Source organism: Leptospira terpstrae serovar Hualin str. LT 11-33 = ATCC 700639, from assembly GCF_000332495.1.
GTDB lineage: Bacteria > Spirochaetota > Leptospiria > Leptospirales > Leptospiraceae > Leptospira_A > Leptospira_A terpstrae.
The window spans coordinates 51,880-73,929 of the sequence record NZ_AOGW02000015.1; the positions used below are offsets into that span (position 1 = coordinate 51,880).

The following is a 22,050-nucleotide window of genomic DNA, read 5'->3' on the forward strand; positions in this document are numbered from 1 at the left end:
CTAAACGAGAGCCAAATCTTTTTCCTCGGCACTTGGAGAAGAACCGTCATCCTTTTTGGGTGCCTCAGTGTATTCCGTCCACGGTGTTTCTGAATACACAAGTTTCCCCTCTGCTAAATCTACAAAAATCTTAGTTGGGTTGTCGTAGACACCTTTCAGAGATTGAACTGCCATATAGTCTTCCAATTCTCTTTGGAACACACGTCTGAGTGGGCGTGCTCCATAGTTTTGGTCATATCCAATGGTAGCAAAATGTTCTTTAGCAGCAAATGAAAGATCCACAAGCACTTTCTTTTCCGTTAGGCGTTTGTTGAAGTCTTTCAACATGATATCCACAATGTTTACGATCTCTTCTTTTTTGAGAGGAGCAAAGTAAACGACTTCATCCACACGGTTTAGAAACTCAGGATTGAAATGTTTTTTCAATTGTTCCCTAGCTTGTTCTGCTTTGTAAGTTTCTCTTTCATCGGCAAAATCCTCAAAACCCAATCGTCCACCTTTCGAAATTTCTTTCGCTGCAATGTTCGATGTCATGATGATGATGGTATCGCGGAAGTTTACCTTACGTCCCTTGGTATCTGTTAAATTCCCTTCTTCCATAATTTGGAGTAGAATATTAAAAAGATCATGGTGCGCTTTTTCGATTTCATCCAAGAGAACCAAACTGTATGGTTTTCTTCTCACGAATTCGGTAAGTTGGCCACCATCATCATATCCTACGTAACCTGGAGGAGCTCCAATCAGACGAGAAACCGCATGTGGTTCCATGTATTCTGACATATCAATACGTAACATATTGTCTTCAGAACCAAAGAGTTGTTCTGCGAGTGCTTTTGCAAGTTCCGTTTTTCCCACACCTGTTGGTCCAAGGAAAATAAACGATCCCGTAGGTCGTTTTTCGCTCTTGAGTCCTGTACGGGAACGGCGAACGGCACGTGCCACTTTTTCGATGGCTTCGGTTTGTCCCACAATGCGAGTTTTGATGTCTTCTTCCAAATTGAGAAGTTTTGTATTCTCAGACTCTTCCATCTTTTTCAAAGGAATTCCAGTCCAGAGGCTAACTACTGATAGGATATCTTCTTCTTCGATGGAAACCGCGTATCCTTCCATTCGTTCTTGCCACTGTTTGGTTTTTTCATCCAGAAGGCCTTTTTTACGATTCACTTCATCTCGAACTGCAGCCGCCTTTTCATACTCTTGGCTACGAACTAAATCCTCTTTTTTCACAGAAAGAGCTTTGATTTCTTCTTCGATCTCTTTGATTTCATTTGGCCGTTGGCAATTGGCAAGGCGAGCTTTAGCACCTGCTTCATCAATGATATCAATCGCTTTGTCCGGTAAAAATCGATCGTTGATATAACGATGAGATAATTTCACCGCTTGTTCGATTGCCTTTTCCGTATAACGAACCTTATGATGGGCTTCGTAAGCTTTTTTCAAACCATCTAAAATCAGAACCGCATCATCAACGGAAGGTTCAAGCACCTTTACCATTTGGAATCTTCTTTCCAAAGCAGAATCTTTTTCGATGTACTTGCGGTATTCGTTATTGGTTGTCGCACCAATACATTGCAGTTCCCCACGGGCAAGAGCTGGTTTTAAAATGTTTGCTGCATCCACTGCCCCTTCCGCGGCCCCAGCTCCAATGAGAGTATGTAACTCATCAATAAAGATGATGATGTTTTGCGAAGTAACGATTTCTTTCATGATTTTTTTCAATCGTTCTTCGAACTCACCACGGTATTTAGTACCTGCAATAAGACTTGCCAAATCAAGGGATAACACTCGTTTGTCGAAAAGGAGATCTGGAACCAACTTTTCAATCACTGCTTGGGCAAGTCCTTCTACGATGGCAGTTTTACCGACACCGGACTCTCCCACGAGAACTGGGTTATTTTTTGTTTTACGAGAAAGGATTTGAATGACCCGTTCGATTTCTTTGGAACGACCAATCACTGGATCTAATTTTTTCTCGCGAGCGAGTTGCGTTAAGTCCCGTGCAAACTCATCTAAAATAGGAGTTTTACTCTTTTCTTGTCTAGGAGCTGCCGTTTGTTGGGTTTGGCTTTGCGGACCCGATTGAGTCCCCGTGTTTCCACCCACAGCCCCCGAAGGAGGTGCTCCCAGAAGTCGTAAAATCTCAGATTTAATGACGTTATAATTTACGCTGAAAGATGATAACGATCCACCGGCGATATTATTGTTATCGCGAAGTAGTGCCAAAAGAATATGTTCTGTTCCCACATAGTTATGTTTGAGGCGTTTTGCTTCCTCTTTAGAAACTTCGATCATTTTTTGGTATTTGTCTTGTCCTTGGCTTACATCCAATAACAAGGCACCGGAACCCTCACGAGTTCTCTTTTCGACTTCTTTACGGAGTTCGTTCAAATTGATGTTTAGATTCGTAAGAATCTTAATCGCGACAGAGTCCTCCTCCCGGAGAAGCCCAAGTAGAATGTGTTCAGGACCGATAAAATCGGAGCCTAAACGTTTAGCCTCATCTTGGGCGATTTCGTTGATGACTCTTTTTGCTCTTTTGGTGAATTCCAACATGCCGCACCCTGCCTTTGTTAATTAGACGAACGTCCTTGTTCCCATCATGACCGTACCGGTTTAATAGGAGCCTAGTAAACCAAGAATTTTGTAAAACTGACGTTTTTGAACTGCCAAAGCGTTCTTCCACGAGATTTTTACGACAAGAACTCGGTCTTTTCCGATGTTCCTCATTCTATGATCGGTGGAAGGAGCAAATTCTATACCAAATTCAGACAATGTTTGCAAAATTGAAAAAAACTCAGAAACGACCTCCGGATCTAGTCCAAGAAGGAGTGAATCCCTCCTTCCCGCCCCCAAATTGCTAGGACAAGAAGAAACAAACCCAATCCCAGGAAGCTTCGCCCAAAGGGAATTGCGGAACAAAAATCGAAAGATAGAAATTTTCTTTTTTTCCCAAAGTAAGTTTTGATTCCCATTCGTGAGAGAATGGGGAGTAATTACTTCCCAACGGATATGGTCTTCCGATCCAAGATAAAAACCTGTCCTTGGTTCAAAATCCCCAACGGAATTCTCAAAAGAAAAATCCGTATCCTGAACTAAATCAAAACCCAACCCATTTTCAACTAACAATTGTTTTGATTTGTCAATCATTGGATCATAATAGGGAAAAAGACTCGATTTTAGATTTCTTGTGATTCGAGTTCGAAAAGACAAAAGCTGAATTGAGTTTGTATTAGTTTTAAGAAAGGATTCTAAGTTTTTAATTTTGTTTTCTTGGATTTTTGTTTTGCGATTCGGTTTAGGAAAATTAAATATTTGAGCACAGTGGACACAGCCAAACTTGCCGCTTTTACGAAACTGAATTTCTTTGGTTCCGCAAAAACGACAAAATTTCATCTCAATTAACTGGGGTTAGTTGTCCCGACACGATCCTGTTTCGTTTATGAGCCATGGAGGCAAGCTCCAAGTCATGAGTCACAAGAATCAAAGAAAACTTAAATTCGTTTTGGAGTTCCTTGATAAGATCCATCAAATGCCTTGAGTTGTCTCGGTCCAAGTTCCCTGTTGGTTCGTCTGCCAATATGAGTTGCCTTCTACCCACAAGGGCTCGTGCCACTCCCACACGGGCACTTTCTCCACCAGAGAGTTGGGAAGGGAAACTTTCTGTCCTTTCTCCCAGACCTACTTTTTTCAAAATTTCAGTAGCTTGTTGTTTCGCTAAGGAAGGATTCATCCTTGCTATGAGAAGAGGCATCATCACATTTTCTAAGGCGGTAAAGTCCGGTAACAAAAGGTGTTGTTGGAAGATAAAAGAAATTTTTTCAGCACGGAAAGTTTCTCTCTGTTTTTCGTTTAAGTTCTTAAGACTTACTCCGCAAACTTCCACCTCACCGTCGTCAAACGAATCCATGGCTCCAAGGATATTGAGAAGTGTAGACTTTCCAACACCAGAAGCTCCTTCCACAGACACAATTTCACCAGGCAACACTTCAAAGTCGAGACCTGAAATGATATGATAACGTTTGTCTACAACCTGGTAGTATTTTTCTAATTTGCGAACAGAAACAGTTGGTTTTACATTAATTTCAGTCATTTCTTATTGTATCCACAGGGTTTAGATTAGCGGCCATTCGTGCCGGAAAATATCCAGCAAGGCCGGATAGGATAGTTGCTGCAGTTGTTACCATAAAGATAAAAGAAATATCAATATCGACAGGGATATGATCAAAATAATAAATATCTTTTGGTACAAGTTCCACTGGATCCCAATCGCCTGGATTGAGTAAACCACCAATCCCATTAATGATCTCAGAGATAACATTGATGATGACTTCTAATTTTGTTGCGATGAATATCCCGGTCATACCACCAACAAGTGAAGATAAAATTCCCACGATCATTGCATTCAATGTAAAGATGAGCAAAATATCATTTGAAGCAAGACCGAGTGCTTTTAAAGTTCCAATGGACCTACGTTTCGCACGGATGAGAGAGTGAACGGTAGCAACCATTCCAAGAGCCGCAAGAACGATAAAAAGAAAAACAATAATGGAGATGATAGTTTTTTCAAGTCTTAGGGCAGCCAAAAAGTTTTCCTGTTCTTCAGCAATAGTTCTGACTGACCAAGAAGTTTCATCTTGAATTTTACTATTCCAATTATCTTCGTTTAACCGAGACAAAATTCTTTGTTTGGTAAGTTTTAAATCATCAAGGGAGCGAACCTTGATTGCCACTTGGTTTACCGCACCTTCCATTTTAAAAAACTCTTGGGCTTGAGGGAGAGACAAAAACACGAACTTAGAGTCGTAATTATAATATCCCGTTTTGAATAGACCAACCAAACGAAAGGTTTGTACATTCACTTGAACGCCTCGTTCGACAGTAAACCTTCCTCCAGGAACAGCCATCGTGATATCCCGACCAAGTCCGTATCCGTAAATGGCACTCATCTCTTTTCCCACCACCACGAGTTTCTTCGTATTGATGGCTTGGATTTCATCGCGATCATATTGTAAGATCCGAGGAAAGTTGGGCAATCCATTCTCCACTAATTTTTCTATCGAGTCCACGGGGACTGCGCGAATCATAATAGGATTAAAATTGTTATTACTTTGGATGAGACCGTGACTTGTGATATTTCCTTCTACGGAAACAAAGGACTCTGCCAGTTTCGGGTCGGACTTGAGATGGTGAATGACCTTTTCAAAATCATATATCGCCCCTGAACCATAAGAGTTCTCAATCGTGATATGAGGTCCTCCTTGCCAGAGCGATTCCTTTACTTGTTTTTGGAATCCGTTGAAAATGGAGAGGACTACTACTAGGAGACCCACTCCGACTGCCATAACAATGAACGACAGCCTGGATTTGATGGAGAGGAAACCCAGCACTCTGGACCCTCGGATGTAACGGATTGTGATTAAAGAGACGATTCCCATGATGACCTAATCTTTTTGACAGCTTTCTTCTAAAGATGGATACTGTCAAAAAAGAACCTTATGCCTGAGACACCAAACTATTATTCTGTCAAAGTAAACCTTCGAGACGAGGCCAACATGGTTTATACCATGATTGCTGCAGTCATTGACCCGGTTGAAACCAAATCGGTGAAGTTTGAGGGAGTTTCGTGTACAAGCCCACTATCCCTTTTGCCTGTTCGGTCCACATTTCAGGACTTTTACAACCGAATGCAGCGGGTGATCTACAAAGGGGAACAACAAAAGAACATTACCAAGTCCCTCCAAGAGCTGATCAAAACTAAATTTGGTTCTGAAAGTTTTTTGGAAGAAATCCTCCATTATATGGATCACAACCTAACAGACCGTTTAGACTTTGTTTTCAGCGAAATACACAAAAGGACCTCTGGAAACTCCGAACCCAAGGTAGAACTCCATTTTGAACTGATTGATCCAAATGATATTGCCAAAACTACCGTTGACGAAGAGGAAATTGCAAAAAAAGAAGCTCCTCCAGTAACGCCTGTGCCACAAGCCTCAGGATTTTTAATTCCTGCAGACAAACAAATTGTTCAATTCAAATTTCAACTCTCTCCAGTCAATGGAGTCCCTCTCGTAGAACTCAAAGCAGGTGACAATGTGTACATCCGTTTGGTTCCTGGAGATGGAGTTACAGATTCTATTATCAATACATTGGAATTAAAAGAAGAGTCTGGTGCGATCAAACAAATCCCAGCTAAAATTGTAAACATCTCGAATAACAAGAATTTCTCGGAAGTTGTCATCAAAATCAATGAACAAGTCTATGGAAAAATCATTGAAGAAGAAAACTCAGTAAAAATAAAAACAACTGACACCCAACATGGTGCCGCCAATATTATGAATTCGGTTGCTTCACCGACTGTTGCTGTCTCAAAAGCCAAACAAAATCCGACACTTTCTGCTGATGAAAGTTTCCATTTATGGCCTTACATAATCATGTTAGTGGTACTCGCCATTGGTATGATGACGATTTTTGTAATTCTATAGTCTTTTTATGAAAAAATTGAATAAACAACTCCCGATCATTGCCTCTCTATTGATTGCTATTGTAATCCTACACTCTCTCTTTGTTGATTACTCAGTCCAATTCCCGGATTTTATATCTACCGAATCCTCTGAATCTACAGCGGAATCTATGAAACCGAAGGTAGTTTCTGAAAATGGAGTTTTAAATAGAATTTCTTATTTAGAATCATTTTTGATAGAGTTGGAATCAAGAGAACTCCCTGTTGATACAGAACAAGAAGAGACAAAAGAAAATATCAAACGAGTATTAGTGGGTCAAAAATTAGTCTTGGGTCTTTCTTTATTTTACTTACTATTAACTTTTTCGACAGCTGTTTCGTATGCATTTAGAGCTTGGTTTCATAAATCATTGGCAAATGTTTTTTATCCTGTATCCTTTGTTGTATTAGCTCCCAAAGTATTTTACCAACTCAATTTGATCTTACAACAGGAAGTTTTGGCTTACTTCTATTTTGTTTATTTAATAATCACTTATGGAATCAGCGTGATAGCATACCGCATGATTTTAAAAAACAAAGAATTAGCGGAAGGATTTCAGTCTTTACAGTTTTCTTCATCTTTAGAAGAAGAAGGCAGATCTCCCAGTAATACAAAAACTGGATCTATCTTCGGTCCGATCTTTCATGTGGTGTTTATCATTCTAATTGGAATATTAATCGGAAACTTAATTTACATTCCGCTCTTTCTCTTACAAAAACATTATGTAACTGAATTTAGTTACTTTATTTTCTTTTTACTTGGACTTTTATCTTTATTTTATATCTTCAATTACAAAAAAGTGGGTGGAGAAGAGAATAGTAGTAACTGGATAAACTTAGCTGTAAGTTTTGCTTATCTACAATTTAGGTTTTTGAGAAATAGTTTTTTTGCGGTGTTTAGCACCATTTTGATTGTATTGTTTGTAACGTTTTTATTTAGTCTGTTACTTTTTAATATTGATTTAATCCAAAACCATTTAGGCCTTTTCGGAAAAGCTACCGAATTCTAATCCAACAAAACAAAGGAGTGTCTAATGACACTCCGGATCTTTCCCTTTACGCACCAAACACCAAACATTTCCATTTGGATAGTATGTAGACCTAGCAATTAACTCTCCTTCGTCGGAATAAAGTTCAGAGGCCTCTTTGGTTCCAGTGGGATAATAATAGAACCACTCACCCACTTTTTTATCGTTTTGGTAACTTCCCTTTTCTTCTACTTTAGTATCCGGGTAATAACGCACCCAATCCCCAGTGCGGAGTCCGCCGTCAAAGTAACCCTTTTCATTCAAACGACCATTACGAAAGTATCTTTGGTAAGAACCTGTTTCATTTCCAAGTTCCGCAGAGCGAATCCACAATTGTTTTTTGCGATTCCCTGCTTTGTAATTTTGTTCAATATAAAGTTTACCATCAGAGAAATAAAACTTCCAGAGGCCGTCTCTTTCTCCACTGATCATATTTCCTTCCATGATCGTAATTCCAGTCAGGTAGTTTAATTTTTTTCCATACCCGTTAGGTTGCCCCAAAGCATTCACAGGAATTTCGGCAATTAAGTTTCCATTATCATACCATTCCCGATAGAATCCATCAGCAGTGCTTTGGTAGAGGTTTGTTTTTTTCTCAAAGTTTGCTTCTTTGGGAACAGAACCAGGTCTGGATGTAGTTGATTTACAAGGTCCAATCAAAAAGCCTGTAGCGAAAATAAAAACTAATAAGGATAAAAATATCCAAATCGAATTGTCTTTAATGGGTGTGGATGTGGATGTCATTTTCATTTTTGAACTTTGTAAGAATTTCTTTCGAGATAAGGATTCGATTGAGACGTTTCGACCTGATGGGAGTTAAATAACGTAAACACATTAATATAGTGCCTTCTGGTTCTAAAGAAGTATACACAATCGGAGTAGTTTTGCCAAGTCTTACTAGATAGTTCTTTGACATTTCTCTAATTTTAGATTCTACTAATTCAGGTGCTAAAACCAATTCTTCTTGGAGAATTTGGGCACAAATTTTCTCTGCTTTTTCCCAATTTGAATTTAAATCCAAATACACACGAAACTCATCCCAAACAAAATCCATAGTTTCAGAAACGATAAAAAATCTATGTAATACAACGTTATAATTAGGGAAGTGAATGAGCCTATTTGTGGATTGTTCAAATCTTGGATCAGAGGCAATTTCTAGTAGAGTGAATTTAAAAAAACCAATATTCACAACATCACCTTTGATGTTGTCGAGTTCAATACGGTCACCTACTTTAAAACCGTTGGCTCCCATTATCATAAACCAACCCACCATATTGAGCCACACTTCTTTCAGTGAAATGACAATCCCCGCTCCGGCAAGACCAAGGACCGTAGGCAGGAGTGATAAACTAGAAAAAATAATCGGGAGGTATGCGATTCCAAAGACCATTAGGAATCCCATACGAGCAACCTTTCTGCGATTGTATTCGTGAACTGCATCAGGAGCTGGTTTGATTCTTTCTACGAGAATCATAGTAATTTTATAAGAGAAAATTGCGAATACCACCATGTATCCGAATAGGATCATAGTTTCTGCAAAATCACGGCCGGAGCTTTGGAGTAAAGTTAATGGATTTAAATCCAAATAGAATTCTTTTAGACTTCCTCCACCCATTTTTATAACTTTCCTTTCTGACGTTTTAGAATTTCAAGGATGGTTTTACGTTCCACAGAAACACCAAACTTTGGTTTTCCAAAATCTTCTAATAGAACAAATTTTAAAGAAGTGCCTTCCTTTTTTTTGTCATGTTCCATATGTTTAAGAATCTCTTCTGGTTTTTCCTCTAATCGTGTTGGAAGTTCCAATTGTTTCATAAGAAAAATGGCTTTTTGAAAATTCGATTCTGAAAAACCGACAAGTTCCCGTGACAAAAGTAAAGCTGTCACAAGACCCACAGCAACTGCTTCCCCATGAGAGTATTTTTTATATTGGGTTAAAGATTCAATCGCATGACCTGTTGTATGTCCCAAATTTAAAACGGCACGAAGCCCCGATTCTTTTTCATCTTGTGAGACAATTCCTGACTTAACTCGGACTGACTCTTCAATCGCATAACGAAGAGTTAGTGAATCCGCAGAATAATCCGAACGCTTTGATTTAGATATTTTTTCAAAAAAATCGCCGCCATCAAGAAACGCATGTTTTGCGATTTCCGCAAGACCACAACTCCATTCCTTTTCAGGTAAAGTGGATAGAGTAAAAAGAGGGGCAAATACAAACTCTGGTTGGTAAAAAGCTCCCACCATGTTTTTTCCAGAATCTACATTGACCGCAACTTTTCCACCAACAGAAGAATCAACGCAGGCGAGGAGAGTTGTGGGAACTTGGACAAACCTCACCCCCCTTTGGTAGGTGGCAGCAATGAATCCAGCAAAGTCTCCAACGACTCCCCCACCAAAGGCAATGACTACTGCCTTTCTATCCGCATCTGTTTCTATAAGTTGGTTGTATACTTTTTTGACTCGATCGATATGTTTGTTCTTTTCTCCGGGTTTCAGATAAATAAAGGAGAAAGGGGCGCCGAGTGACCTAAGTTCTTTGGTAATGTATTTTTCGTAGATGCCGGCTATTTCGCGACTTGTTAGGACATAAACTTTGGAAACTTTGGGTAGGGAATTTAATTTTTCCGTTAGGCCCTGGAAGTCTTCGTGTAACTCGATCGGGTAACGAAAACCCTGTCCGATAATTTCACGTTCCGATAACTTCATGGTTCATTCACCCATGGGCTGGAAATATATCTAGGTTTATTTGTGCTTTTGGCCCGGAAGTAATGTTTTATGTCCGGACGAATGTCCATGGATAATATTTCTTTGGTGGTAAAATATCCGAATCCAGAAATTGCTTTTTCCTTTGGATTTAGGATCGGTAACAAATCCTTTACTTTCGTTAAAAAAACGATTTGGATCAAGTGGCGTTTTTTATTTGGATCAATGGATTCATTTAAAAAAATAAATTCCATTTGGCTTACTTCCAGAGACAACTCTTCATTTAGTTCTCGTTTGAGTGCCTCTTCTCCTGACTCACCAAATTCAATCCCACCACCGGGAAGTAACCAATACCCCGATTGTTTTTTTTGCTGTTGTACAAGTAAAATTTTACCCTTTGGATCTTGGATGAGGGCTGCAACGCGAACCCGCATCGATTTGGATTTTATTAAAAAGTCGATCATAGTATTTTTAGAAATCGTAAAGCGGCTTTTGCTGCCATCTGTTCTGCCCGACGTTTGTTCTTTCCATCTCCGCTTGCCTGAAAATGATTTTCGCAAGCAACAGAAATAAGGAACTCTTTGTCGTGGTCAGGACCCTCTTCTTTCATAACGGAATACTCTGGTAATTTTTTCCATTTCTTTTGGCAAAATTCCTGCAAAATGGTTTTATAATCTTTTGTCTCTTCAGCGTCATCCACATCCCTTTCCATGATCTGAAAGTGGGGAGTAAGAAATTTACGACAACTCTCGAGTCCCTGGTCGAGATACAAGGCCCCTAGAAAGGCTTCAAAGCAGTCTGCTTGGAGATTGGTATTAGATTCCCCCTTTTCCCTCTCTCCTCTGCCTAGAAGCAAAAAATCAGGGAAATGGTAAGATCTGGCAAGCTTGGCAATGGCAGGGGCAGAAACCATTTTACTTTTTAATTTGGCAAGTTTTCCCTCTTTTCCTTTTGGGAGGGATCTGTATAAAAATTCGGCTGCAAGGATACCGAGAACGGAGTCACCTAAAAACTCTAGACGTTCATTATCAGAAAGATAACGATCCGAGTCCTCGTTTGCAAAAGACCTATGAACAAATGCTAGGTGGAGGAGGGAAATATCCTGAAACTTAGTTTTGGTAAGAGATTGAAGTTCTTTGAGAGAGGAAATTCTTTCGGGAGGAAGTTTAATACGAATCGAGTCGGACAAGGTACAAAGATCCGGGTTCCTCTATTCGGGGAACCCGGTTTTTGGATTGGGAATTACCCCTTAAGTTTATCGATGAATTTAATTACATCGCCTACGGTTTGGATTTTTTCTGCGTCTTCATCAGAAATCTCCACACCAAACTCTTCTTCAAGAGCCATAACTAGTTCAACTGTATCAAGAGAGTCAGCACCAAGATCATTGATGAAGTGAGCTTCAGGTGTAACTTCTGATTCATCAACACCAAGTTGTTCTACGATGATTGACTTAATTTTTTCGAAATCTGCCATTTTATATCCTCCAGGCCACTGTTAATCAGTGGGGCAAGTGTTAAATCGTTTTCCGCTAGGTATATATGTACGCCTAGCGTTTTTTTAAAATGAAATTGTCGGAATTTTTGGCAAGTCTAAATAGATTATTTTCCTCTTGAAACCTTTGACATCATTCTAACATCACCTAACATATATTAACTTGGTTTGAAATCGTCCGATTTGCTGAGAAAAGAGAACAGAAGGCCTCAGCTTCCAGGCAATTTCCAAAATCCTGGCCTGATTTCCAATCCATTGCTCTATTTTAACAGATTTAACTTCTGCTATAGCAGAAACGGCTTCCCTTATCCCTACCTTATTCAGAAAACAATTCCAAGAATATTTTTTTAAGGAGAACTCCATGATTCAAAAATGGACTCGAACACTCGCAACTTCCCTCCTACTTTCCTTCTCGGTATCCTGTGCAGAAAAGAAAGAAGACAACAACACTCTACTGGCAGGACTACTTTTATTTGCTGCCAACCAAATCAAAGTGAATACAGCTAGTGATTTGGTAAACGAATCGGCAGATGATTATAACCAAAACAATTGGGGTCTGATTACACCGCAAACTTTGGCTCGATTTCAAAGTAACTGGCAGGCAAACAAACCAAGCCATATTACAGGAAACCTAATCATATTACAAACCGATGCAGCAGACCGCGTGGCAGGTGGTGCCGCTTCCCCATACGTCGCAGAAAATCCAAGCCAAGGCGTTTATGTCTATCTATTGGATGATTACAAACCAGTGGATTTACCAAGTGGCGGATTTCGATTCAACCAAACAAGAGATACAGGACTTTTTTCCAGTTCAGTACGTTACCAAGCTAATGGAGCTTTTGTGGATGATTGGCTAAAAACTTTTGGAATCAATCTTTCTAAAGACTTAGTTGTCTTTGCTGTGGGAACAGGAAACGGAATCACCGCTGGTGCCTATCCTGCCAAAGCAGTGGGAGCTGGTGCCGTACAAGATGTAACACGAGGAGTTTATTGGTTACGTTATTGGGGTGCAGACATTAAAAACCTCGCCATCCTCAATGGAAACCTGAACAAAAAAGCAACTGGTGCAGGAATTGCTCTATCTACAAGTCGTTCAGGAATCAACTTAGAACGAAATGCAGGATTTTCAGTAAAACAACTCCGTGTGGATAACACAGTCCTAACCTTAGGTTTAGAAGATGTATATGAGATAGCAAAAACCGGAGGAGCAGCAACAATTGCCGGACTTACATCTAAACAACAGATCATTGATGCAAGGCCAGCAGCACAGTATGATGGGACAGCCCAAGGATTAAATGTTGCACGAAACGCTCTAGTTGTGAATCCAGCAAGCGCAGCTTATATCACAACTTCCTACCAATCTTCTGGGGCACCGTCTGCAACAGCAGGGAACCAAACATTTGTTCCTTTTGAAGGAAGTATCAAATCCTCAAAAACATTCCCTTGGGCTGACTTACTCAGAGACAATGCAGACGGCTATGAGTTCTTAGACAAAGCAGCAATCAAAACACTTTTTGATACTACTCGTGCTGTTTACACACCAGGAACTACCATTGTCAGCCAATGCCGTACAAACTTTGAAGCACAAGTAAATGGATTTGCTTCTTTAAATATCCTCGGATATCCAACTGTATATTATGATGGATCCCTTGTGGAATGGACCGCACTTGTCGCAGGACATGGAACAGGAGCGGTAAACCAAGTTCCAGCTGATTTTAAATGGAGAACTGATACCTCAAGTATTTCCAACTTCCTTTGGTATAACGAACCAACACATGTAGTTCGACCGACAGTCAATCTCACGGCAACCACCACAAAAAAATTCATCCAAGAAGATAAGGCTTACAAGTTCTAATCTCTTTCCCAGTTTACACTTGGTCTCCTGGCATCTGCCGGGAGACATTCTTTTGAAATTCCCTTTGCAAGAATGTTTTTCCTAGTCAGTTTGTCTTTATGGCAAGGAACGAAAAAGAAGAATCCATCCAAATTGGATTTAGAGAAACCATCACCCTAGTAGTACCATATTTTCAGAAAAAAATTTGGGGCCAGATCAAAGCAGTCGTCTGGATTGTCTTATACCTTGCGCTCTTTCAATTATTTATTTTACGAATCCCTATCAAAGAAGCTGGCCTCATCGCCTTGGGAATCTCTGCTGTAGTCCTAGGTCTCACATTTTTTTTAGAAGGATTGTTTCTTGGACTTATGCCCTTGGGTGAGGCCTTAGGATTACGATTGCCACAAAAATTAGGAATCTTTAGCATCATGTTATTTTCTGTTTTTATGGGAGTTGGGGCAACTCTTGCCGAACCTGCCATATCCATACTACGTGCATGCGGTAGTAAAGTTCTACCTTGGGAGGCACCTCTCCTTTACTTTTTACTCAATGAAGGATCTCTTTATCTTTATTTATCCATAGCCATCGGTGTGGGAATTTCAGTAGTGTTTGGGATGTTGCGATTTTTATTTGGATTTTCTTTGATGAGGATCCTTGTCCCAACCATATTTATATTGTTAGGTGTAAGTATTTACGCCTATTTCGATGAAAACTTAAAATTCATTTCAGGATTAGCTTGGGATTCAGGTGCCGTCACCACAGGACCCGTGACAGTTCCTCTGGTAGTGGCTTTAGGTATTGGAATCTCTAAGGTTGCTGAAAAAAACGAACAAAGCAGCGCCTATGGAGTTGTGACTCTTGCTTCTCTTTTCCCAGTGCTCTCTGTATTTCTTGTGGGAATGTATTTTTCAAATCAATTACCCAAACCAATGCCAGAAGAAACTTTTTTCAAACAAGGCATCACTTTAGCGCAAGCAAAACTACTGCTTGGTGATTCCCATTGGACTTCTCCTATAAAAAAAGTATCCTTACCGAAAACTACTTCTGCACCGGAATTATATCAAAAAGCTAAAGAGATTATTTTCGGTGCCGTACAACTAGCAATAAGAGCAATTCTTCCCCTTTCGATTTTTTTATTTTTATTTTTGGCATTCATACTTAGAGAAAAAATCCCTTACCCAGAAGAAGTTTTTTTAGGAATTGGTTTTTCCATTATTGGTCTTACCATTTTTAATTTTGGGATTATCTTTGGACTAAACAAACTAGGAGACCAAGTGGGAGGGAAACTTCCCTCTACATTTCGTTCGATTGAACTTGTGGACTCTACAAAATTCATTCCTAACTTCAATCCAAAATCAGTTTTAAAAGCCGTAAACGAAGAAGGTAAAGAAGAAAAATTTTTCTATCTCAAAGAACGAAAATCCTACACAGGAATTCCTTTCCATGAAGAGAATTGGAACCGAACCAATAAAGTTTACGAATACGTTCCCATCCATGGTCCCATATTTGGAAAAGAAGATAATTTATTAGGTTACTTAGTTGTTTTAGTATTTGCTTTCTTTTTGGGATACAGCGCCACCCTCGCAGAACCAGCATTATCTGCTCTTGGAAAAACAGTCGAAGAAACAACTGTAGGAACATTTCGTAAATCCCTCCTCATCCAATCAGTGGCTGTTGGTGTTGGCCTTGGTACTTTACTCGGGATGTTAAAGATTTTACTAGAAATCCCACTGGTATGGATCTTAGTTCCGGTTTATCTATCCTTACTTGTTTTAAATACCTTCAGTAAATCAGAGTTTATCGATATTGCTTGGGATAGTGCCGGTGTCACGACGGGTCCCATCACAGTTCCATTAATCATCGCCATGGGACTCGGGATTGGAAACCAAATGGGCACAGTGGATGGATTCGGAATCCTTGCTGCAGCTTCTGCGTTTCCCATTCTTTCTGTTTTACTTATGGGTATGATGGTGGAAAAATCCCACAAACTCTCGTTACGTGATTCCGAGTTAAAAGAGAAATAAAATGAATTCAAAACAAAAAGCGATAAGAATTACAGCCATAGTTCATAGAGATTTAACTGACCTCGTTGTCTCTGCTTTAAAAAGAAATAAAATCCACTATTTTCATATGGAAGCGGGAAGGTATCCCGTTCTTGCTAAACGTGGTCGGTTGTTATTCGATTTTTACCAAAACCACTCCATCATTGACACACCTGTGACCATCTTTGAGGTTTTATCTGAGCCAATTGCAGAAAACTTTTTACTCACCCTCTTTCGGGATGCCGCAGAATTAAATATCCCAGGACATGGAACAGTATATTCGGAAACTGTCGACTTACACAGTCCCGTTCCTATTGATTATATCTTTACAACGGACGAAAAAAGTAAAGCCTTTGGTTTTTCTGGACTCACTGGTCTTTTTTGTATCCTTCCTCGCGGATCGGCAGAACCCATTGCTCGTTTGCTTTTACAAAATGGAGTGGCTGTTCCTACCATCAGTTATGGAACAGGAACGGGTTTGCGTGATAAGTTGGGCCTATTACGGATCACCATTCCGAAAGAAAAAGAAATTTTAAAACTCATCGTCCACTCGTCTGACGCAGAACATGCGATGGATTTTATTATTGAAGTGGGTAGACTCGATTTGCCTGGGCGCGGATTTATCTTTGAATTTCCGGTGGGACGTGGATTGCTCAATACCAAGGTAAGTTTGGAAGGTCCTAAACAAGCAGCAAGTATGGACCAAATCATTTCCGCATTAGATCAGTTATATGGAAATATGGATTGGAGAAAAAAGTCCAACCAATTCCGCCAATCCACTCGCCATAGAAATTATTTCGAAGGGGTGAATGTTGTCCTCAATTGTAAGGAAGAAACAATGGAAACTGCCCTTGTGAGTTTAAGAAAAGTAGGAGTTTCTAGCTCTACAATTTCAATAAACAAACTCATCCATTCTCAAAATGAAAAGAATGCTTTCACTCCGGCAAGAGAAGTGGCAAACCTTCTCATCCCCAAAAAAAATCTACCTGAAGTACTCAGTGAATTAGATGAACTTGGTTTTTTCGGGGAAGAAATGGAAGGAATTGCCTATACAATGGAGATCCCAAAAGCATTTTCTTACCAATCGAAACTCACCAAAAATAAATGAAATACCCCTCAAAACGGTCGTTATCCGGAAAGAGGGGTATTGTTAAATCAATCATATTTGGATTACTTTAAATGTTGCCCATGATGTTTTCATCCTGACCAACAATCCATAAGATCTATTTTATCTTAGTGACCGCCACCTGGTAAAAATCCACCACCATTGATATCTAAGATATGTCCTGTGATAAAGGATGAGGCATCCGATGCAAGGAATGCAATTCCGTTAGCGATGTCTTCTGGAAGACCAGCACGTTTGAGTGGGATTGCTTGTACCATACCATGTCTGATATTTTCAGGGATAGCTTCTGTCATTTCAGTCGCAATAAAACCGGGAGCAATCGCATTACAGCGAACTTTTCTAGAAGCCATTTCAAGAGCCACAGCTTTTGTAAAACCAATCACACCTGCTTTGGATGCAGAATAATTTGTTTGTCCAATGTTTCCGTTTTCACCAGAGATAGAGGAAAGGTTGATGATAGATCCACCATTTTCTTGTTTCATCATGACTTTGATGGCTGCTTGTGTACAAAGATAAGTTCCAGTAAGATTCACTGCAATGACAGCATCCCACTGCTCTTTTTTCATTCTCATAAGGAGTGTATCACGAGTGATCCCAGCGTTATTCACAAGGATGTCCACTGTTCCAAATTCTTTTTTAGCGGAATCAATTAGTTTTTGTGCATCTTCTTCAACAGAAACATTTGCCACAACTGCAATCGCTTTGTAACCTTTGGATTTTAATTCTTCCGCAGTAGCATTGGTTGCTTCTGGGTTCATATCCGCTACAACGATGTTGGCTCCAAGAGAAGCAAGTTTCAAACAAGTTGCTTTTCCAATTCCTCTTGCCCCGCCTGTTACGATGGCTGTTTTTCCTGATAAACTAATCATTTGGTTTTTTCCTCTTCTTTTCTAATTCCTAAAGTATTTTCTAAATGAAATGAATCTAAATGAATCCTTTTGTATTTATACCGAATCACTCAAAAGAGTTTTGTATTCGCCAAGTCTTGTTCGAATTCGATCGTTAATTCCGTGTTTGGCGCACTCTGAGATGACACGCACTGCATTTTTTACTGCGAGTGCATTTGAAGAACCATGACCAATCATACAAATCCCTTCTACACCAAGAAGAAGGGCACCACCATATTCCGCATAGTCTAAACGTTTTTTTACAGCTGTAAAAGTTGATTTTAAAAGCAATGCTCCTGTTTGAGCAAGACTTGATTGTCTTATAGAATTCTTTAAAACATTGAATATAGATTTAGCAAGTCCTTCTGTTGCTTTCAGAACAATGTTCCCTATAAATCCATCGCAAACAACAACATCCACTTCACGCCCACCACCATAAAGATCGCGGCCTTCTACGTTTCCGACAAAGTTAAATGGTATTTTTTTTAACAGGTCAAAGGTTTTGACAGAGACTGTATTTCCTTTTTTATCTTCTTCCCCATTAGAGAGGATTCCAACTTTTGGATTTTGGATTCCAAAAAGTTCACGGGCATAAATTTCACCCATCACAGCAAATTGAGCAAGGTATTCAGGTTTACAATCAACGTTTGCGCCAGCGTCTAACAAAAGAACAGGTGGTCCTTCTTCTCTAGGAATATGAGCAGCTATGGGAGGTCGTAGAACGCCAGGCAGGCGACCTAAGTGAAGTAATGCGGCAGCCATAGTAGCACCTGTGTTTCCCGGAGAAAACACACCGATACATTCTTTATCTGCCACTAAACGAACTGCTTTGACTACGGAAGAATCCTCCATAGCGCGGACTGCTATGGATGGAGAATCATTCATACCTATGATTTCGGTAGAATGAATGACACGGATTTTCTCAGTGTCATAATCAAATTTTAACAGGATATCAAGTAACTCTTGTTCGTCGCCAACTAAGGAAACTGACAGTCCGAATTCTCGTACTGCCAGTACCGCGCCCTCGACGATACCTTCAGGGCCGTAATCTCCGCTCATCGCGTCCACGGCGACCCACATAATGGTTAGTTATCTTCGGTCGTTTTTTTAACTTTTTGAGCGACTACGAGTTTTCCCTTATAAAAACCGCAATAAGGGCAAACACGGTGGGACAGAACAAATGAACCACAATTGGAACACGGGTTTAAGTTAGGCTTGCCTATCGCGTGATGGGCTCTTTTCGTTCTAACTTTCGATTTTGATTTACGTCTCTTTGGGACTGCCATGGCTATCCTCTATGGAATTATAACTGGTTTTTACTATGTTTTGGAAAACGAATGTGAAAACAATATTTTAATTTTCTAGGCTCTCGATAAGAGACCGTAATTCGGTGTGTTTATGATAAAAAGCGGAGCGATTGCATACCAAACGGGCTGTACTGTATAAAATGGACTCAAATTCCTTCAGTCCATTGGCTTTTAATGTCCCCCCGGTAGAAACTAAATCCACAATGCAGTCGGAAAGCCCTACAATCGGCGCCAGTTCAATCGAACCATAAAGTTTGATAATTTCGCAAGAAATCCCTTTGGAAAAAAAATATTCCCGAGTCAGGTTAGGGTATTTGGTCGCCACTCGCACTTTGGAGCGTTTTGCAAATAGATCAAAGTCGGGAAAAGAGGCAAGAGAGAGCCGACAGGCTCCCAGTTTTAAATCCACTGGAGCAATCAGGTCAAATCCCCCTTCCTTTAGGATGTCCCAACCTACAATTCCGGCGTCAGCGGCAGCTTCTTCCACATAGGTGCAAACATCTTGGGATCTGACAAATAAAAGACGAAGACGTTTGTCTTCTGAGACAAAGGTAAGTTCTTTTGAACCTTCGGATGGCAAAGTGTTTAGCCATCCTTTGGATTGCAAAAGAATTGCAGTTTCTTCGGCAAGCCTACCTTTCGGAAGAGCCAAAGTCAACATAGGTTAGTTTTTCCCGAGTTTTAAGAGTAAATAACTGGAAAGGAGTTTCACATCTTCTCCAGATTCTGCACTTTCCAACTTAACTGCTTTTTCCAGATACTGCTTGGCTCCCGCCTTATCCCCGTTAAGGTAAGACAATCGTCCCGCTTGGTAATAAGCCCAAGCTTTAAATCCATTCAGTTCTCTAGCAGGTTCAATCACGGTAGCAGCAATCTTATAGTTTTCTAAAGACTTCGCATTGTTTTTTTCCCGTTCTCGGTAATTGCCAGCAATGTAAAAATAAAGGGCTTTGATTTCTTTAGGAGTATCAATTTTTTTAGCAGCATCTTCCAAGTATCCGGCAGCTTTTCCGAATTCCCCTTTTTCCGCATAGAGTTTCGAGAGGTCTTTCCAAACCCGAAGTTCCATTTTACCGGTACTTTGGTTTTGTAAAAACACTTCTAAACTTTGGATTTGAGCATCAAGCCCCACTTTTGATTTTTGGTGGGTGAGTTTCAAATCTTCCAAAGTTACCGTTTCTTTTTCAAAAAGATAAGCACGGTATTCGAAAAATCCGATGATGACAGCTAACACAACAATAGCGGAAGCAAGACTGATAAAAACAGACTTACGGTTTCGAGCTAAAAAATGTGTGAACTTTAAAAAAGCGAGTTCTGCTTTGGAACCTTCAAAATCAGCGAACTCATCTTTTTGGATGAGTTCGGCTTGTTTCTTTTGTTCGAGTGGGTTTTTTTTATGAAACTTATCCATGGACCTATCGGTTTTGGTTTAAATTCATAAAAGAACCGATGGATTCACGAGAAGGTTGGTTGTCTTCTTTCATGTATTTTGCCATCTCTTCACGTTCTACCGCTTTATCAAAATCTTTGATAGAGAGAGAAATCTTCTTATTGTTAGGTTCAATTTTTACAACCACTGTGCGAACGGATTCACCCACTTTGTAAAGATCTTCTAACTTAATGTTACGACCATCTGGAATTTCTGAAATGTGAACAAGTCCTTCATAACCTGGTTCTACTTCTACGAACACTCCAAAGCTAACAATGGATTTCACACGACCTTCTACCAGAGTACCCGGTGGGTATTTTTTGCGAAGAGCTTCGTATGGGTGTTCTGATAGTTGTTTTAAACCACAGCTGATTCGTTGTGCATCTAAGTTCACATCGAGTATTTTGTACTGAACCGATTGGCCTTTTTTCAAAAGGTTTAAAGGATTCTTTTCTTTTTCATCCCAAGTGATGTCGGAGATATGAATGAGTCCTGCGATTCCACTTTCTACTTCCACGAAAGCACCGTATTTAGTGATTCCAGTGATTTTTCCTTCGAGCACGTTTCCGGCACGAACGTTAGCAGAAAGAGCTTCCCAAGGGTTAGGAAGAAGTTGTTTGAGTCCGAGAGACAAACGTCTTGCTTCGAAATCGATGTCTAAAATTTCAGAATCAACTTCTTGGCCTTTTTTCAAAACATCTTTTGGATGTGGTGGTTTTTTTGCCCAAGAAAGTTCTGTAGTATGGATAAGACCTTCCAATCCTTCTTTGAGTTCAACGAAAGCACCGAAGTTAGTAAGAGAGGTAACGATTCCTCGCACCACCATACCTTTTTCGAGTTCTTTTTTCGCCCAAATCCATGGATCTTCATAGAGTTGTTTGATCCCTAAAGAGAGTTTGTTATTCTCTTTATCTACTTCAAGAACAATCACTTCGACTTCGGCGCCGATGTTGAAGTACTGTTTGAAAGGAGCAAATTTTTTATAAGAAATATCGTTTTGGCGAAGAAGACCTACCACATCGTAAACAGAAAGGAAAACACCAAAGTTGGCGATCTTCACCACTTTCCCGTTTACTTTGTCTCCCACTTTTACTTTGCCAAGGAGTTCTTCCCACTTCTCACCGTTGATTTCGTCGAGAAGGGTTTTGCGAGAGACCACACCGGTTCTCGTTTTTTCATTTAATTCAATGATTTTGAAGGAAAATTCTTTTCCACCTTCTGTGGATTCTTTAAACCTTACCCCTACGTGAGAGGCAGGAAGGAAAAGTTGGATGCCTTCGCTTTCTACGAGGTAACCTTTGTTTTTTACTTCTCCTACTATTTTTCCAGAAAGGGGGTATCCGTTTTGACTTGCGTCTTTGATGGTTTCCCAACCAACTCTTTGGTCCGCTTCTTTTTTGGAGAGGACACAGTATCCGTCGACCCGCTTCTTAATGATCGCACTGACTTTCTCACCGCGTTTTGGCGTTTCTGAGAAGTCTTCACGAGAAACACGAGCTTCCAATTTCTCTCCGATATCGAGGAAAACAGTGTCACCGATGACATCGACTACAGTCCCTTCAATGAGGGTACCTTTTCCTGCGGAGTTCTCTTGTTCTTGTGCTTGTGACTGCGATTCCCACTTCTCTAATAATTCGCCGAAGGAAGAAGTGGTCTCATTTTTGGGGGAGGATGGGTTGGTTGAATTCAATGGTTACC

General features: G+C 40.0%; 21 protein-coding genes. 5 read left to right on the forward strand and 16 right to left on the reverse strand.

Going from position 1 to position 22,050, the window contains the following annotated elements:
• From LEP1GSC203_RS15045 to LEP1GSC203_RS15060, 4 genes are read right to left on the reverse strand one after another with little or no spacing between them, the layout of a single operon-like run.
• On the reverse strand, positions 1–2,553 hold the full coding sequence (locus LEP1GSC203_RS15045; RefSeq protein ID WP_002974926.1) for an ATP-dependent Clp protease ATP-binding subunit: 2,553 nt from the start codon (positions 2,551–2,553) through the stop codon (positions 1–3).
• A 60-nt stretch (positions 2,554–2,613) separates the two neighbouring features.
• Entirely contained in the window at positions 2,614–3,393 is a 780-nt protein-coding gene (locus tag LEP1GSC203_RS15050) for an ATP--guanido phosphotransferase (protein WP_002974972.1), read from the reverse strand.
• A 1-nt stretch (position 3,394) separates the two neighbouring features.
• Positions 3,395–4,090 carry an ABC transporter ATP-binding protein gene (locus LEP1GSC203_RS15055; protein ID WP_002974941.1) on the reverse strand — a complete coding sequence of 232 codons (696 nt, stop codon included), beginning with the start codon at positions 4,088–4,090 and terminating at the stop codon, positions 3,395–3,397.
• Positions 4,083–5,435, reverse strand: coding sequence for an ABC transporter permease (locus LEP1GSC203_RS15060; RefSeq protein ID WP_039938160.1), 1,353 nt, complete (start codon positions 5,433–5,435; stop codon positions 4,083–4,085). The genes LEP1GSC203_RS15055 and LEP1GSC203_RS15060 overlap by 8 nt, the downstream gene beginning before the upstream one ends.
• Positions 5,436–5,495: 60 nt before the next feature.
• On the opposite strand from LEP1GSC203_RS15060, the gene LEP1GSC203_RS15065 reads away from it, so the two are divergent.
• The gene (locus LEP1GSC203_RS15065; protein ID WP_039938161.1) at positions 5,496–6,482 is read left to right on the forward strand and encodes a hypothetical protein; all 987 of its coding nucleotides are present in this window, start codon (positions 5,496–5,498) and stop codon (positions 6,480–6,482) included.
• Positions 6,483–6,489: 7 nt separating this feature from the next.
• On the forward strand, positions 6,490–7,509 hold the full coding sequence (locus tag LEP1GSC203_RS15070) for an LIC_10230 family protein (RefSeq protein ID WP_002974968.1): 1,020 nt from the start codon (positions 6,490–6,492) through the stop codon (positions 7,507–7,509).
• A gap of 21 nt (positions 7,510–7,530) precedes the next feature.
• Here LEP1GSC203_RS15070 and LEP1GSC203_RS15075 read toward each other — a convergent pair whose 3' ends face one another.
• The 6 genes from LEP1GSC203_RS15075 to acpP are packed head-to-tail and all read right to left on the reverse strand — an operon-like array spanning position 7,531 to position 11,709.
• Complete coding sequence (locus tag LEP1GSC203_RS15075) at positions 7,531–8,271, reverse strand: toxin-antitoxin system YwqK family antitoxin (protein ID WP_002974947.1); 741 nt, start codon at positions 8,269–8,271, stop codon at positions 7,531–7,533.
• Positions 8,246–9,142 (reverse strand): mechanosensitive ion channel family protein, encoded by an 897-nt coding sequence (locus LEP1GSC203_RS15080; protein WP_002974942.1) that lies wholly within the window; start codon positions 9,140–9,142, stop codon positions 8,246–8,248. The genes LEP1GSC203_RS15075 and LEP1GSC203_RS15080 overlap by 26 nt, the downstream gene beginning before the upstream one ends.
• A 2-nt stretch (positions 9,143–9,144) precedes the next feature.
• Positions 9,145–10,236: a 3-dehydroquinate synthase gene (gene aroB / locus LEP1GSC203_RS15085; RefSeq protein WP_002974981.1), complete on the reverse strand. Its 1,092-nt coding sequence runs from the start codon at positions 10,234–10,236 to the stop codon at positions 9,145–9,147.
• Positions 10,233–10,697 (reverse strand): NUDIX domain-containing protein, encoded by a 465-nt coding sequence (locus LEP1GSC203_RS15090; RefSeq protein WP_002974960.1) that lies wholly within the window; start codon positions 10,695–10,697, stop codon positions 10,233–10,235. The genes aroB and LEP1GSC203_RS15090 overlap by 4 nt, the downstream gene beginning before the upstream one ends.
• Positions 10,694–11,422, reverse strand: coding sequence for a ribonuclease III (rnc, locus tag LEP1GSC203_RS15095; protein ID WP_002974934.1), 729 nt, complete (start codon positions 11,420–11,422; stop codon positions 10,694–10,696). Before rnc ends, LEP1GSC203_RS15090 begins: the two co-directional genes overlap by 4 nt.
• A 53-nt stretch (positions 11,423–11,475) precedes the next feature.
• The gene (gene acpP, locus LEP1GSC203_RS15100; protein WP_002974954.1) at positions 11,476–11,709 is read right to left on the reverse strand and encodes an acyl carrier protein; all 234 of its coding nucleotides are present in this window, start codon (positions 11,707–11,709) and stop codon (positions 11,476–11,478) included.
• A 379-nt stretch (positions 11,710–12,088) separates the two neighbouring features.
• Here acpP and LEP1GSC203_RS15110 point away from each other — a divergent pair, with 379 nt between their 5' ends.
• From LEP1GSC203_RS15110 to LEP1GSC203_RS15120, 3 genes are all read left to right on the forward strand, one after another.
• Complete coding sequence (locus LEP1GSC203_RS15110; RefSeq protein WP_002974909.1) at positions 12,089–13,582, forward strand: sulfurtransferase; 1,494 nt, start codon at positions 12,089–12,091, stop codon at positions 13,580–13,582.
• Positions 13,583–13,680: 98 nt separating this feature from the next.
• Positions 13,681–15,585, forward strand: a complete 1,905-nt coding sequence (locus LEP1GSC203_RS15115) for a DUF1538 domain-containing protein (protein ID WP_002974952.1) — start codon at positions 13,681–13,683, stop codon at positions 15,583–15,585.
• Position 15,586: 1 nt separating this feature from the next.
• Entirely contained in the window at positions 15,587–16,711 is a 1,125-nt protein-coding gene (locus tag LEP1GSC203_RS15120; RefSeq protein WP_002974944.1) for a hypothetical protein, read from the forward strand.
• Positions 16,712–16,836: 125 nt separating this feature from the next.
• On the opposite strand, the gene fabG is transcribed toward LEP1GSC203_RS15120, so the two are convergent.
• From fabG to LEP1GSC203_RS15145, 6 genes are all read right to left on the reverse strand, one after another.
• Positions 16,837–17,598, reverse strand: a complete 762-nt coding sequence (fabG, locus tag LEP1GSC203_RS15125; protein WP_002974939.1) for a 3-oxoacyl-ACP reductase FabG — start codon at positions 17,596–17,598, stop codon at positions 16,837–16,839.
• Between the two features lie 75 nt (positions 17,599–17,673).
• A complete protein-coding gene (gene plsX / locus LEP1GSC203_RS15130; RefSeq protein WP_002974930.1) occupies positions 17,674–18,696 on the reverse strand; it encodes a phosphate acyltransferase PlsX in 1,023 nt (340 codons plus the stop codon).
• Positions 18,697–18,701: 5 nt separating this feature from the next.
• Positions 18,702–18,902: a 50S ribosomal protein L32 gene (gene rpmF, locus LEP1GSC203_RS19615; protein WP_015679024.1), complete on the reverse strand. Its 201-nt coding sequence runs from the start codon at positions 18,900–18,902 to the stop codon at positions 18,702–18,704.
• A gap of 67 nt (positions 18,903–18,969) precedes the next feature.
• Positions 18,970–19,584, reverse strand: coding sequence for an ATP phosphoribosyltransferase (hisG, locus tag LEP1GSC203_RS15135; RefSeq protein ID WP_002974892.1), 615 nt, complete (start codon positions 19,582–19,584; stop codon positions 18,970–18,972).
• Between the two features lie 3 nt (positions 19,585–19,587).
• A complete protein-coding gene (locus LEP1GSC203_RS15140; RefSeq protein WP_002974897.1) occupies positions 19,588–20,334 on the reverse strand; it encodes a tetratricopeptide repeat protein in 747 nt (248 codons plus the stop codon).
• Between the two features lie 4 nt (positions 20,335–20,338).
• Positions 20,339–22,042: a 30S ribosomal protein S1 gene (locus tag LEP1GSC203_RS15145; RefSeq protein WP_002974929.1), complete on the reverse strand. Its 1,704-nt coding sequence runs from the start codon at positions 22,040–22,042 to the stop codon at positions 20,339–20,341.
• Between the last annotated feature and the right edge of the window lie 8 nt (positions 22,043–22,050).

Excerpts from the sequence above, each read along its gene's own strand:
- LEP1GSC203_RS15045 (WP_002974926.1), bottom strand. The coding sequence starts at position 2,553 with ATGTTGGAATTCACCAAAAGAGCAAAAAGAGTCATCAACGAAATCGCC.
- LEP1GSC203_RS15050 (WP_002974972.1), bottom strand. The coding sequence starts at position 3,393 with ATGAAATTTTGTCGTTTTTGCGGAACCAAAGAAATTCAGTTTCGTAAA.
- LEP1GSC203_RS15055 (WP_002974941.1), bottom strand. The coding sequence starts at position 4,090 with ATGACTGAAATTAATGTAAAACCAACTGTTTCTGTTCGCAAATTAGAA.
- LEP1GSC203_RS15060 (WP_039938160.1), bottom strand. The coding sequence starts at position 5,435 with ATGGGAATCGTCTCTTTAATCACAATCCGTTACATCCGAGGGTCCAGA.
- LEP1GSC203_RS15065 (WP_039938161.1), top strand. The coding sequence starts at position 5,496 with ATGCCTGAGACACCAAACTATTATTCTGTCAAAGTAAACCTTCGAGAC.
- LEP1GSC203_RS15070 (WP_002974968.1), top strand. The coding sequence starts at position 6,490 with ATGAAAAAATTGAATAAACAACTCCCGATCATTGCCTCTCTATTGATT.
- LEP1GSC203_RS15075 (WP_002974947.1), bottom strand. The coding sequence starts at position 8,271 with ATGACATCCACATCCACACCCATTAAAGACAATTCGATTTGGATATTT.
- LEP1GSC203_RS15080 (WP_002974942.1), bottom strand. The coding sequence starts at position 9,142 with ATGGGTGGAGGAAGTCTAAAAGAATTCTATTTGGATTTAAATCCATTA.
- aroB (WP_002974981.1), bottom strand. The coding sequence starts at position 10,236 with ATGAAGTTATCGGAACGTGAAATTATCGGACAGGGTTTTCGTTACCCG.
- LEP1GSC203_RS15090 (WP_002974960.1), bottom strand. The coding sequence starts at position 10,697 with ATGATCGACTTTTTAATAAAATCCAAATCGATGCGGGTTCGCGTTGCA.
- acpP (WP_002974954.1), bottom strand. The coding sequence starts at position 11,709 with ATGGCAGATTTCGAAAAAATTAAGTCAATCATCGTAGAACAACTTGGT.
- LEP1GSC203_RS15110 (WP_002974909.1), top strand. The coding sequence starts at position 12,089 with ATGATTCAAAAATGGACTCGAACACTCGCAACTTCCCTCCTACTTTCC.
- LEP1GSC203_RS15115 (WP_002974952.1), top strand. The coding sequence starts at position 13,681 with ATGGCAAGGAACGAAAAAGAAGAATCCATCCAAATTGGATTTAGAGAA.
- LEP1GSC203_RS15120 (WP_002974944.1), top strand. The coding sequence starts at position 15,587 with ATGAATTCAAAACAAAAAGCGATAAGAATTACAGCCATAGTTCATAGA.
- fabG (WP_002974939.1), bottom strand. The coding sequence starts at position 17,598 with ATGATTAGTTTATCAGGAAAAACAGCCATCGTAACAGGCGGGGCAAGA.
- plsX (WP_002974930.1), bottom strand. The coding sequence starts at position 18,696 with ATGTGGGTCGCCGTGGACGCGATGAGCGGAGATTACGGCCCTGAAGGT.
- rpmF (WP_015679024.1), bottom strand. The coding sequence starts at position 18,902 with ATGGCAGTCCCAAAGAGACGTAAATCAAAATCGAAAGTTAGAACGAAA.
- hisG (WP_002974892.1), bottom strand. The coding sequence starts at position 19,584 with ATGTTGACTTTGGCTCTTCCGAAAGGTAGGCTTGCCGAAGAAACTGCA.
- LEP1GSC203_RS15140 (WP_002974897.1), bottom strand. The coding sequence starts at position 20,334 with ATGGATAAGTTTCATAAAAAAAACCCACTCGAACAAAAGAAACAAGCC.